Source organism: Oerskovia paurometabola (assembly GCF_016907365.1).
In the GTDB taxonomy this organism is placed as follows: domain Bacteria; phylum Actinomycetota; class Actinomycetes; order Actinomycetales; family Cellulomonadaceae; genus Oerskovia; species Oerskovia paurometabola.
This window is the reverse complement of record NZ_JAFBBV010000001.1, coordinates 1,723,146-1,735,814: the sequence shown is the minus strand read 5'-3', so window position 1 is coordinate 1,735,814 and position 12,669 is coordinate 1,723,146. Positions and strand designations below refer to the sequence as shown.

The following is a 12,669-nucleotide window of genomic DNA, read 5'->3' as shown; positions in this document are numbered from 1 at the left end:
TCCACGGCCCGTCGGGTCCGGTGCACGTGCCCCGGCTCGTCCGGTCGCCCCGGCAGCCTCCCCCGACGCGGTCGCCCAGGCGCACGGACGGCGCACCCTCGCGCACGAGCGAGGATGCGCCGTCGGGCGGGAAGCCCAGCGCGGCCGCTACGGCCGGGTGTCGCCCGTCAGTCGAAGACCGGGCCCTGCGTGCGCGTGCGCTTGAGCTCGAAGAAGCCGGGCGTCGAGGCGACCAGGACGCACCCGTCCCACAACCGTCCGGCGTCCTCGCCCTTGGGCGCGGGCGTCACGACCGGGCCGAAGAACGCGACGTCGCCGAACGCCACGACGGGCGTGCCGACGTCCTCGCCCACGCGCGAGATGCCCTCGGCGTGCGAGGCGCGCAGCTCGGCGTCGTAGCGGTCGCTCGTCGCGTGCTCGGCGAGCGACGCGGGCAGGCCGACCTCGGCGAGCGCCTCGGCGATCACGGCGTCGAAGTCGCTGCGCCCGCCCGGGTGCAGGCGCGTCCCGATCGCGTCGTAGAGGGGCTTGACGACCTCGTCACCGTGCTCCTGCTGCGCCGCGACCACGACCCGGACGGGGCCCCAGCCGCGCTCCATGAGGTCCTGGTACTTCTCGGGCAGCTCGCGGCCCTCGTTGAGGACCGACAGGCTCATGACGTGCCAGCGCACGCTCACGTCGCGGACCGCGGAGACCTCGTCCATCCACCGGCTCGTCATCCAGGCCCAGGGACACAGCGGGTCGAACCAGAAGTCGGCGGTGCGCACGGGCGCGTCGCTCTCGTGCAGGTCTCGCGCGGTGTCCGACGTCGTCACAGCAGTCACGGGGCAGGTCTCCTCAGCGGGTGGGAAGGTCCGGAGGGGGTGCGGGCCCGCTCCCCCGGAGCCTCAACACGCCCGACGACCCCGACATTCCGACCGGCAGGACGGTGCGTCAATCACGGCGACCGGCGGGGCGCCCCGTGGGAGAATCGACGCGGCCCACCCGGCCAGCCCGATCCGTACTGAGGAGATGTTTGTGCCCGGAGAGAACCTCACCCGCGCCGAAGCCGCCGAGCGCGCCGGTGTCGTCACCGTCCGTTCCTACGAGGTCGCCCTCGACCTCACGACCGGACCCACGACGTTCGGCTCGACCACGGTGGTGCGGTTCGCCGCGACCGCCGGGGCGAGCACCTTCATCGACCTGATCGCGCCGACGGTGCGCGAGGTCGTGCTCAACGGCGAGGAGCTCGACGTCGCCCGCGTCTTCGCCGACTCCCGCATCCAGCTCGACGGTCTCGCCGCGGAGAACGAGCTCCGCGTCGTCGCGGACGCCGCGTACACCAACTCGGGCGAGGGCCTGCACCGCTTCGTCGACCCGGTCGACGGCGAGGTCTACCTGTACAGCCAGTTCGAGGTCCCCGACTCGCGCCGCGTGTTCGCCGCGTTCGAGCAGCCCGACCTCAAGGCAACGTTCCAGTTCACCGTCACGGCCCCCTCGGCCTGGCAGGTCGTGTCGAACTCCCCGACGCCCGAGCCCGTCCCCGCGACGCACGCCACGGACCCCGCGGTCGACGCCTCGACGTGGACGTTCGAGCCCACGCAGGTCATCTCGACCTACATCACCGCGATCGTCGCGGGCCCGTACGTGGTCGAGCGCTCCGAGCTGACCTCGTCGGACGGCCGCGTGATCCCGCTCGGCGTGTTCGCGCGCAAGTCCCTCGCGCCCCACCTCGACGCCGACTACATCTTCGAGAAGACCCGCCAGGGCTTCGCGTTCTTCGAGGAGAAGTTCGACTACCCGTACCCGTTCGCGAAGTACGACCAGCTCTTCGTCCCCGAGTTCAACGCCGGGGCCATGGAGAACGCGGGCGCCGTGACGTTCACCGAGACCTACGTCTTCCGCTCCAAGGTGACGGACGCGATCAAGGAACGTCGGGTCGTGACGGTCCTGCACGAGCTCGCGCACATGTGGTTCGGCGACCTGGTCACCATGAAGTGGTGGAACGACCTGTGGCTCAACGAGTCCTTCGCGGAGTGGGCGTCGACGCTCGCGACCGCCGAGGCCACCGAGTGGCACGAGGCCTGGACGACGTTCGCGGCCATGGAGAAGTCCTGGGCCTACCGCCAGGACCAGCTCCCCTCCACGCACCCGATCGTCGCGACCATCAACGACCTCGAGGACGTGCAGGTCAACTTCGACGGCATCACCTACGCCAAGGGCGGCTCGGTCCTCAAGCAGCTCGTGGCCTGGGTCGGCATCGACGCGTTCATGGCCGGTGTGGCGCAGTACTTCAAGAAGCACGAGTACAAGAACACCGAGCTCACGGACCTGCTCACCGAGCTCGAGGCCACGAGCGGTCGCGAGCTCGGCTCGTGGGCGCGGCTGTGGCTCGAGACCGCGGGCGTCAACACGCTGCGCCCCGAGATCGAGCTCGACGCGCACGGACGCATCGTGTCGTTCGCGGTGCTCCAGGAGGCGCCGGCCGACTACCCGACGATCCGCCCCCACCGCCTCGCGATCGGCTTCTACAACGTGGTCGACGGGAACCTGGTGCGCGAGCACCGCGTCGAGATCGACGTCGACGGCGAGCGCACCGAGGTCCCCGGGCTCGCGGGGCTCGACCGCCCGCAGCTGGTCCTGCTCAACGACGACGACCTCGCGTACGCCAAGATCCGTCTCGACGAGGCGTCGCTCGCGGTCGCGGTCGAGCACCTCGCCGACATCACGGACCCGCTCGCACGCTCGCTCGTGTGGGGCTCGGTGTGGGACGCGACGCGCGACGGCGAGACGCCCGCGAGCGAGTACGTGCGCCTGGTCCTGGGCAACATCGCCAGCGAGACCGAGTCGACGACGATCCGCACGACGCTCAACCAGCTCGCGCTGGCCGCGAAGTCCTACGTGACGCCCGGCAAGCAGGCCGCGACGCTCGCGGTCGTCGGCGACGAGCTGTGGCGTCTCGCGCAGTCGGCCCAGGCCGGCACGGACTCCCAGTTCCAGTTCGTGAAGTTCTTCGCGCACCTCGCCTCGACGCCGGCCCACGCCGACGCGCTGCGCGGGCTGCTCGACGGCTCCCTCGCCCTGGACGGCCTCGAGATCGACACCGACCTGCGCTGGGAGATCCTCGAGGGCCTCGTCCTCCTGGGTCGTGCGGACCAGGCCGAGGTCGACGCCGCGCTCGCGCAGGACCACACGGCCACGGGTCAGCAGTCCGCGGCCCGCGCGACCGCGACCGCGCCCACGACCGAGGCCAAGCTCGCCGCGTTCGCGTCCCTCGTGGACTCGGACGAGGCGCCCAACGCGATCGTGCGCGCCACGACGCAGGGCTTCCAGCACGTCAACGACCCTGCGGTCCTAGCGCCCCTGGTCGAGAAGTACTTCTCCTCGTTGACCACGCTGTGGGCCGAGCGGAGCTACCACATCGCCGAGACGCTCGTCGTGGGCCTCTACCCCGCGCCGCTCGCGAACGCCGATCTGCGCGACGCGACGCAGGCCTGGCTCGACGCCCACACCGACGCGGCCCCGGCGCTGCGACGCCTGGTCGTCGAGAACCTCGCGGGCGTGGAGCGGGCGCTCACCGCGCAGGGCGCGGACTCCTGACGCACTGACGCACTGACGAACGGCGGACGCCGGGGTGGAGGGACGGTTCCCTCCACCCCGGCGTCCGCCGTCTCCGCTGTCGACCGCTGGCCGAGGTCTACCTCGGCGGAGAAGACATCGACTCCCGCATGACCTTCGCGAGCGAGAGCAGCCGGGCGTTGTCGAAGAGGTCCTCGAGCAGCACCACGTTTCCCGACGAGTCCCCCAGCGGCACCTTCCAGTTGGGGTACTCCTGGTCCGTCCCCGGCTGGTTCTGCGTGCGACGCTCCCCCACCGCGTCGGCGAGCGATACGCCGACCAGCACGGCGGGCGTCTGGGCGATCAGGACGTGCAGCGCCTCGACGAGCTCGCGCTCGGACGGGTCCTCACCGATCAGCCCGCGCTCGGCGAGGAGCGCGACCATGCCGTCGCGTTCCGCACGCGCCGCCTGGCGGACCTGCATCGCCGACTCGGTGAGCAGGCCCAGCCGTTCGCGCAGGTCGACGTGCTCGCCCGCGAGGTAGCCCGCGGTCGGCGGCAGGTCGTGCGTCGTGACCGTGGCCAGCGCGAGTCGGCGGTACGCCTCAGGGGCGAGCGGGCGGCCGCCCTCGCCCTTCTCGAACCACAGCACCGAGGTGCCGAGGATGCCACGCTCGGCCAGGTAGTCGCGGACCCAGGGCTCGTACACCCCGAGGTCCTCGCCGATCACCAGCGCACCGGCGCGCTGGGCCTCGAGGCACAGGATGCCCACGAGCGCCTCGTGGTCGTAGCGGACGTAGGCTCCGGCGTCGGCGCGCGCCGCGCCCGGGATCCACCAGAGCCGGAACAGGCCGATGACGTGGTCGACCCGGACCGCGCCCGCGTGCCGCAGCACGGTACGGAGCAGGTCGCGGAAGGGGGCGTACCCGGCACGAGCCAGAGCACGGGGGTCCCACGGCGGCTGCGACCAGTTCTGGCCCTGCTGGTTGTACATGTCGGGCGGTGCGCCGACCGTCACGCCGCCCGCGAGGACGTCGTGGTGCGCCCAGGCGTCGGCCCCGTGCGGGTGCACGCCCACCGCGAGGTCGTGCATGATCCCGATCGACATGCCGGCGTCGAGGGCCGTGCGCTGCGCGACCTCGAGCTGCTCGTCGGCGACCCACTGGAGCCAGCAGTAGAACTCGACCTGGTCGTCGAGCTGCTCGCGCAGCGCGGCGACCGCGGGCGACGACGGGTCGAGCGCCTGCGGTGGCCAGTCGCGGTCGCCGAAGTGGTCGGCGAGCGTGCACCAGGTCGCGAAGTCCTCGAGCCCCTTGCCCTGCTCGGCGCGGAACGCGTCGAACGCCGCCTGGCGAGCGGTCGACCGGGGCGCCGCGAACACGACCTCGAGGGCGGCCTTCTTGGCCTCCCACGCGGCGTCGCGGTCGATCGGGCCGGCGTCGGCGCTCAGGTCACGGACCGGGTCGAACGCCCACTCGACGAGCGAACGGTCCGCCGCGGACAGGTAGCCCGTCTCGCGCACGTCCTCGACCCGGATGTACAGCGGGTTCACGAAGCGCCTGCTCGTCGGCAGGTACGGGGACGGGGTCATGGGAGTGCGGGGTTCGGCCGCGGCCAACGGGTTGACGAGGACGAAGTCGGCCCCCGCCCGGTGCGCGCCGAGCCAGGCGAGGTCCGCGAGGTCCGCGAGGTCCCCGACGCCCCAGGACGCCTTGGACCGCACCGAGTAGAGCTGGGCCATGAGCCCCCACGCCCGCCGCTCGCGCACGACCTCGGGCAGCTCGAGCCGCTGCGGTGTCACGACGAGGGTGGCCCGCGCCTGCGTGCCCTCGCTCGCCGCGTGGATCTCGTGCCAGCCCAGCGGGAGGTCTGCCGGGACCGCGAACGTCGCCCGCCCGATCGCCCGCCCGTCGACCGTGCGGGGCTCGACGTACGCGTCGACCTGCGCCAGCGCGCGGCGCTCCCGCACCGCGGGGGCCGTCGACCGGTAGCCCGGACCCTCGACGGGCTCGAGCTCTGCCCACACCTCGACCGACGCGCCGTCCGCGACGTGCACGGGGAACCGCACCTCGTCGCCCTGTCGCACCACGACCGTCGGGGGCAGCATCTGCCGCCACTCGTCGTCGACCGAGTGCTCGAGGCTCACGGCGACCTTCTCGGGCGACGACGCCGGCACGCCCAGCGCCTCGAGCACCGCGACGAGCGTCTGCGCGCTCACCTGGCGCTGCGTGCCGTCGAAGCCCCAGAAGTCGGGCGCGACGCCATGGGCCGCGGCCAGCTGGACCAGCGGTTCGGGCACGTCGGCCGTGACATGTTGTGGAACGCTCACGAGGGTGATCCTGCCAGAGCGCGGGGGCGACGGCAGACCTTGGGCGCGGTGTGGCGCGCGTGGTCGCCATGTTCAGCCCCTCGAGCACGTGCGCACACCGCCCGCCCACCCTCCACACAGGCCCTCCGCAGGACCCGCCCGCCGGCTCCCGGTGAGGCTCGTCACGTGCGGCGAGAGACGCCGTCGGGGGGCGCGTCGGGGCGGGTAACCTGCCCAGATGGCTTCTCCGACCCCGTCCCCCACAGACCTCGGCGACCAGATCGCCGGACAGGCCAACGTCTGGCTCGAGTGGTTCCTCGGCACCCCCCTGAGGATCATCCTCATCGTCGTGATCGGTTCGATCCTGCTCGCGATCCTTCGCCGACTGATCAACCGCGTCGCCGAGCACATCGCCGACGGCACGCCCCTGACCGAGCGGCGCGGCATGAAGGGCCTCAAGGGCCTCAGCCAGTCCGCGGTGGGCAACGTCCTGCTGCGCGCCAACCCGCTCGCGAACGCCCGTCGCGCCCAGCGGGCCCGCACGATCGGCTCGGTGCTGCGCTCGACCGCCAACATCCTCGTGGGGACCACGATCGTCCTCATGGTCCTGACCGAGCTGGGCATGAACATCGCCCCGTTCCTCGCGTCGGCCGGGATCGTGGGCGTGGCCCTGGGCTTCGGTGCGCAGAGCCTCGTCAAGGACTTCCTGTCGGGCACGTTCATGCTGCTCGAGGACCAGTACGGCGTGGGCGACTCGGTCGACTTCGGGGTCGTGTCCGGGACGGTCGAGGAGGTCGCGCTGCGCGTCACCAAGGTCCGCGACGGCGACGGCACCCTCTGGTACATCCGCAACGGCGAGATCCTGCGCACGGGCAACAAGTCGCAGGAGTGGGGCCGCGCCTCGGCCGAGGTGCACGTCGCGTACTTCGCGGACCTCGCCCAGGTCGAGCGGGTGCTGCGCGAGTCCGGCGAGGCGGTCGCCGCGGACCCCGTGCTCGGCACCTACCTCCTGGAGCAGCCGGCCGTGTCCGGCATCGAGTCCATGACGCCCGAGGAGATGGTCCTCAAGGTCTCGGTCAAGACCCAGGCGTCGATGCAGGGCGAGATCTCCCGCGCGCTGCGCACGACCGTCCGCGAGCGCCTCGCCGCAGCCGACGTGCCGCTGGCCGGGGCCGAGCGTCCGGCTGTCGCCGACGAGGCTCCCCCGTTGGCGGACCCGGTGGCGGCCCCGGTGGCGGCCCCGGTGGCGGCCGCGGCGCCCGGACCGGCCCAGGTGCCTGCCCACGGCACTCCCCCGGTGCCCGCCGGGTCCGTCGCCCGGGACGCGGTGAACAACCGCGACACCGCACAGAACCAGGACTCCCTGCAGGCTCGTGACGCGGTGCAGCCGAAGGACGAGGTGCAGGTCAAGGACTCGGTCCAGACCCGCGACACGCTGCGGGACGACCCCTCGCAGTCCGACCGGTAGCCTGCTCGGTCGTCAGGTCCAGGACAGGACGGGTTCTCCGGCGCCGACCGTCCGGCCGGGTTCGACCAGCAGCGTCAGGAGCGACGGGTCGCCCTGGAGGGCGATGACCGAGCAGAGGGTCGAGAGCCCCAGCGCGGCCACGCGCGGCGGCTCCCAGGAGAGCAGGGTCGTACCGGCCTCCACCCGGTCTCCGGGTTCGACGTGGAGCTGGAAGCCCTCTCCCCCGAGCCTCACGGTGTCGATGCCCAGGTGGACGAGGATCGTGCGTCCGCCCGAGGCCTCGAGCGCGAAGGCGTGCGGGAAGAGGGAACCGACCGTGCCCGCAGCGGGGGCCACGACGGTCGCGATGCCGTCTGGGTCCACCGCGGGTTCGATCGCGAGGCCGGGCCCCGCGAAGGACTGCGCGAACACGGGGTCAGGGACGTCGGCCAGAGCCACGACCGTGCCGCTCAGCGGTGCTCCGACGCGCAGGACCGGCTCGTCGGTCGACGAGCCGGCCCTCGCGGGAGGAACGGTCGGTGGCATCTGCTCGGGTCAGCGCAGGGTGTCGAGCTCGGCGGCGAGGTTGTCTGCCTCGGGTCCCACGATCACCTGGATGACCTTGCCCGAGCGGACCACGCCGAACGCACCCGTGGCCTTGAGCCCGACCTCGTCGACGAGCGCGGGGTTGGTCACCTCGACGCGCAGCCGGGTGATGCAGGGTTCGAGGTCGACCACGTTCGACTGTCCGCCGAGCGCCTCGAGGATCTGCTGTGCCTTGCTCATCTACGAACTCCTGACTCCTGTGCTGCGGGGCGCCATTGCCGGGGCGACGGCCTGCGAGCAGGCCTCTTCCTCCCACCCTAGTCTCACGACCCGGCGCGGTGAGGGACAAGGGCGGGCGATTTCCCCTGCCCGACGACGCCGCGCGCCACCTGCGCGCACGCCCGCGGCGACCGGGTGCCCGCTTGGCGCTCCGCTCACGGCTGGGGAACACTGCCAGGTAGGGGAACCCGGCCGACCGCCGGGACCGGGCGAGCTCAGGAGGACGTCGTGGCCAGCGAGGAACAGCGGACGATCACCGGCATCGGGGTGTGCCCCGGGAAGGTCGTCGGACCGGTCGTCTTCCTGCCCGAACCGCTCGCCGAGCCCTCCCCCGGGCTCCGCCTGCGCCCCACGGCCGACCTGCGCGCCGAGGCCGACCGCATCCCGGTAGCGGCTGCCCAGGTGCAGGCCGACCTCGAACGGGCCGCGGCTGCCGCCTCCGGGGACACGCGCGACGTGCTGGAGGCCACGGCCGCGATGGCCGCCGACCCGACGCTCGCGGGCGACGCCGCACGGCGCGTGGTCGACGAGCACCTGATCGCCGAGCGCGCCGTGTGGGAGGCCGCCGACTCCGTCGCGCAGCAGTTCGAGGCCCTCGGCGGGTACTTCGCCGAGCGTGCGCGTGACATCGCGGACGTGCGCGACCGGATCGTCGCCGCGCTCTCGGGCCGCCCCGCGCCGGGGGTCCCGGACCATCCCGAACCGTTCGTGCTCGTCGCGCTCGACCTGGCCCCGTCGGTGACCGCAGGCCTCGACCCGGCACGGGTGCTCGCGATCGTGACCGACGGCGCCGGCCCCACGTCGCACACCGCCATCGTCGCGAACGCCATGGGCATCCCCGCGGTGGTCGCCGCGGTCGGCGCGAGCGAGGCGCTCAGCGCGGGAGACACGGTCCTCGTGGACGGGTCGGCCGGGACCGTGCTCGTGCACCCCACCGACGAGCAGGTCGCGACCGCACGGGCGCTCGCCGCGACCGTGCGGACCTTCTCGGGAGAAGGACGCACCGCGGACGGCCACCGGGTCCAGCTCCTCGCCAACATCGGCGACCCCGCGGGGGCCGAGCCCGCCGCGGCCGCCGGGGCCGAGGGCGTGGGGCTCTTCCGCTCCGAGTTCGCCTTCCTCGACCGCGAGGAACCGCCGACGGTCGACGAGCAGGTCGCGGCCTACCGGACGGTCTTCCACGCCTTCCCCGGCCGCAAGGTCGTGATCCGTACCCTCGACTCGGGCGCGGACAAGCCCCTGCACTTCCTGTCGGTCGACGACGAGGAGAACCCGGCCCTGGGGGTGCGCGGGCTGCGCACGGCCGAGAAGTGGCCCGACCTCCTGGAGCAGCAGCTCGAGGCCGTCTCGCTCGCGGCCGCGGCCGAGGAGGCCGTGGTGTGGGTCATGGCGCCCATGGTCTCGACCGTCGCCGAGGCCGAGTGGTTCGTGTCCCGGTGCGCGGCCCACGGGCTCGACACCGCGGGCGTCATGATCGAGGTGCCCAGCGCAGCCCTGCTCGCCGGTCCCGTGCTCGCCCGCGCGCACTTCGCCTCGATCGGCACCAACGACCTCACGCAGTACACCATGGCGGCCGACCGCCTCCTCGGCTCGCTCGCCGAGCTGAGCGACCCGTGGCAGCCCGCGGTCCTCCAGCTCGTCGCCGCGACCTGCCGCGGCGGGGACCTCCAGGGGCGGCCCGTGGGCGTGTGCGGCGAGGCGGCGTCGAACCCCGTGCTCGCGGCCGTGCTCGTCGGGCTGGGCGTGTCCTCGCTGTCGATGACGGCGCGCGCGATCCCCGACGTCGCCGCGCTGCTGGGCGCGGTCACGGTCGCCGAGTGCCGCGAGGTCGCACAGCTCGCCCTGGCGGCCGAGAGCGCGGCCGACGCGCGAGCCGCGGTCCGGGCAGCCCTCCCGCAGCTCGACGAGCTGGGGCTGTGAGGAGCCCGACAGCGGCGAGCGTCACGTCGCCCGGACGCCCGGGCGTGCGCGACCGGGTGGGATGATGGCCGCGTGACCAGCGATCCCGTCCCCGCCCCCGGCGGCACGCCCGCACCGCTGCCAGGCGGCTCTCCCGCTGCCCTCCCGGTGAGCGCCGCGACCCCGCGCCTGCGCGAGTCCGTCGCGTCCTCGGACAGCTTCTACGACGCGATCGGGGGGCACGAGACCTTCGTGCGGCTCGTCGACGTGTTCTACGAGGGCGTGGCCGCGGACCCCGTGCTCAAGCCCATGTATCCCGAGGAGGACCTCGGCCCCGCCAAGGTCCGGCTCACCATGTTCCTCGAGCAGTACTGGGGCGGCCCCACGACCTACTCGGAGCAGCGCGGCCACCCCCGCCTGCGCATGCGCCACGCCCCCTTCAAGGTCAACCCCGACGCGAGGGACCGCTGGCTCGCGCACATGCGTGCCGGCGTCGACTCGCTCGACCTCGCCCCGCTGCACGAGGCCACGCTCTGGGACTACCTGGAACGTGCCGCCCACTCGCTGATCAACACCTTCGAGGAGTGACGTGACCGACGTGACGGCCCCCCGCGCCCACCAGTCCGAGCAACGCGACCAGCCCGAGCCCTTGCGTACCAAGGTCACGGCGGACGAGCTCGCGCGCGACCCGCTCGGCAACCTGCTGCGCGCGCTCCGGCTCGAGGAGAAGCCCGCCGACGACTCGCGTTCCGACGGCGCCGACGTGCGCTTCGGCGGCCTGAGCGTCGACCAGCCCAACGCCCGGATCTACGGCGGTCAGGTGCTCGCCCAGGCGCTCATCGCCGCGGGCCTGACGGTCGAGGGCGACCGTCGGCCCCACTCGATGCACGGGTACTTCCTGCGCGCGGGCGACCTCGACGCCCCCATCGAGTTCGCGGTCGAGAAGCTGCGCGACGGCCGCTCGTTCAGCGCGCGCCGCACGCACGCCGTCCAGCACGGCAAGCCGATCCTGTCGATGATCGCGTCGTTCCAGGAGGAGCAGGACGGTGTCGAGCACACCTCACCCATGCCCGAGGCCCCGGACCCCGAGACCCTGCCGTCGGCGTTCGACGAGCTCGGCAAGATCCCGCACCCCGCCGCGCGCTCGCGCTCGCACGAGGCCGCGTTCGACCTGCGCCACGTGGGCGGCTCGCTCTACCTGGGCCCGGGTGCCGAGCGCACCGACCAGCAGATGGTGTGGATGAAGGCCCGCGGGCCCGTCGAGGGCGACCAGCTCCTGCACCGCGCCCTCATGGCGTACGCGTGCGACCAGATCATGCTCGAGCCCGTGCTGCGCAAGACCGGGTCCAGCTGGGTCACTCCCGGTGCCTCGATCGCGAGCCTCGACCACGCCATGTGGTGGCACCGCGACGCTCGCGTCGACGAGTGGCTCCTCTACGTCCAGTCCTCCCCGAGCGCGCAGGGCGGGCGGGGCCTGGGCGCCGCACGCGTCTTCACGCGCGACGGTCGCCTCGTGGCGAGCATCGCGCAGGAGGGCATGCTGCGGCTGCCGGTCTGACCGGACCGCTGACGAGCGAGTCGCCGGGACGCGGGGCAGGATGACCGGATGGTCCGCCTGCGCCGCGTCTCGGTCTCCTCTCCCGGGTACGGCCGACGCCGCCACGGCAAGGGGTTCTCGTACCTCGACGTGGACGGCTCCCGCCTGACCGACCCGGACGAGCTCGCGCGGTGCACGCGCCTGGTCGTCCCGCCCGCCTGGTCCCAGGTGTGGATCTGCCGGTACCCGGACGGTCACATCCAGGCGTTCGGCTACGACGCGGCGGGGCGCGGCCAGTACCTCTACCACGAGCAGTGGCGCGAGCGCCGGAACCGTCGCAAGTTCGACCACGTCCTCGAGGTCGGTGCCCGGCTCCCTGCCGCACGCCGCCGGGTCGCCAAGGACCTCGCGCTGGACGGCATGCCACGGGACAAGGTCCTCGCGCTCGCGTTCCGGCTCCTGGACCTCGCGTACTTCCGGGCGGGCAGCGAGGCGTACGCGCGGCAGAACGGCAGCTACGGGCTCGCGACGCTGCGTACCGAGCACGTGCGCGTGCGGCGCGACGGCTCGATCCACTTCCACTACCCCGCGAAGTCGGGGCAGGTGCGCGACGTCGTCGTCGAGGACGAACGGGTCCGCGAGATCGTCACGACGCTCGTGCGGCGTCGGGAAGCGGGCGACCTGCTCGCGTGGCGCGAGGAGACGCCGGGCGGCGTCGTCTGGCACGACGTGACGAGCGCGGACGTGACCGCCTACCTCAAGGAGCGCCTGGGCGAGGACGCGACCGCGAAGGACTTCCGCACCTGGCACGCCACGGTCCTCGCGGCCCGTGCCCTCGCGGACGCGGGCGCGCCGCCCGCCTCGGCCCGCGCCCGGCGGGCCGTGGTCGCGGGCGTGGTCCGGGACGTCGCCGAGGAGCTGGGCAACACCCCGGCCGTCGCGCGGTCGTCGTACATCGACCCGCGACTGATCGACCTCTGGGAGCGTGGGCAGACCATCGCGCCGCTCCTGGGTAGGCGGCGCGGCCAGGCCGCGTCCGAGCGCGCCGTGCTGGACCTGCTGGCCTAGACGTCGGCACGGCACGAACCGTCCCGAAGGCCCCCGGGCCCCACGGGA

Annotated in this window: 10 protein-coding genes; 6 read left to right on the top strand and 4 right to left on the bottom strand. The window is 73.2% G+C overall.

The window, feature by feature from the left end; all coding sequences use genetic code 11:
* Positions 1-167 precede the first annotated feature (167 nt).
* A complete protein-coding gene (locus JOD48_RS07800; RefSeq protein WP_372440795.1) occupies positions 168-815 on the bottom strand; it encodes a mycothiol-dependent nitroreductase Rv2466c family protein in 648 nt (215 codons plus the stop codon).
* 202 nt (positions 816-1,017) lie between these two features.
* Between JOD48_RS07800 and pepN the strand changes: the two genes are divergently transcribed.
* The gene (gene pepN / locus JOD48_RS07795; RefSeq protein ID WP_191789186.1) at positions 1,018-3,579 is read left to right on the top strand and encodes an aminopeptidase N; all 2,562 of its coding nucleotides are present in this window, start codon (positions 1,018-1,020) and stop codon (positions 3,577-3,579) included.
* Between the two features lie 97 nt (positions 3,580-3,676).
* On the opposite strand, the gene malQ is transcribed toward pepN, so the two are convergent.
* Positions 3,677-5,866 carry a 4-alpha-glucanotransferase gene (gene malQ, locus JOD48_RS07790; protein WP_204808411.1) on the bottom strand — a complete coding sequence of 730 codons (2,190 nt, stop codon included), beginning with the start codon at positions 5,864-5,866 and terminating at the stop codon, positions 3,677-3,679.
* Between the two features lie 217 nt (positions 5,867-6,083).
* On the opposite strand from malQ, the gene JOD48_RS07785 reads away from it, so the two are divergent.
* Positions 6,084-7,313 carry a mechanosensitive ion channel family protein gene (locus JOD48_RS07785; RefSeq protein WP_204808409.1) on the top strand — a complete coding sequence of 410 codons (1,230 nt, stop codon included), beginning with the start codon at positions 6,084-6,086 and terminating at the stop codon, positions 7,311-7,313.
* A 12-nt stretch (positions 7,314-7,325) separates the two neighbouring features.
* Here JOD48_RS07785 and JOD48_RS07780 read toward each other — a convergent pair whose 3' ends face one another.
* Together JOD48_RS07780 and JOD48_RS07775 are read right to left on the bottom strand one after the other, a co-directional pair.
* Positions 7,326-7,838, bottom strand: a complete 513-nt coding sequence (locus JOD48_RS07780; protein WP_191789189.1) for a PTS sugar transporter subunit IIA — start codon at positions 7,836-7,838, stop codon at positions 7,326-7,328.
* A gap of 9 nt (positions 7,839-7,847) precedes the next feature.
* Positions 7,848-8,078 carry a PTS sugar transporter subunit IIB gene (locus JOD48_RS07775; protein ID WP_191789190.1) on the bottom strand — a complete coding sequence of 77 codons (231 nt, stop codon included), beginning with the start codon at positions 8,076-8,078 and terminating at the stop codon, positions 7,848-7,850.
* Between the two features lie 267 nt (positions 8,079-8,345).
* Between JOD48_RS07775 and ptsP the strand changes: the two genes are divergently transcribed.
* The 4 genes from ptsP (at position 8,346) to JOD48_RS07755 (ending at position 12,621) form a co-directional block, all read left to right on the top strand.
* A complete protein-coding gene (gene ptsP, locus JOD48_RS07770) occupies positions 8,346-10,037 on the top strand; it encodes a phosphoenolpyruvate--protein phosphotransferase (RefSeq protein WP_204808407.1) in 1,692 nt (563 codons plus the stop codon).
* A 168-nt stretch (positions 10,038-10,205) separates the two neighbouring features.
* On the top strand, positions 10,206-10,604 hold the full coding sequence (locus JOD48_RS07765; RefSeq protein WP_030150930.1) for a globin: 399 nt from the start codon (positions 10,206-10,208) through the stop codon (positions 10,602-10,604).
* A 61-nt stretch (positions 10,605-10,665) separates the two neighbouring features.
* Positions 10,666-11,574, top strand: coding sequence for an acyl-CoA thioesterase (locus JOD48_RS07760; protein ID WP_191789447.1), 909 nt, complete (start codon positions 10,666-10,668; stop codon positions 11,572-11,574).
* A gap of 48 nt (positions 11,575-11,622) precedes the next feature.
* Complete coding sequence (locus JOD48_RS07755) at positions 11,623-12,621, top strand: DNA topoisomerase IB (protein ID WP_204808405.1); 999 nt, start codon at positions 11,623-11,625, stop codon at positions 12,619-12,621.
* Positions 12,622-12,669 lie beyond the last annotated feature (48 nt).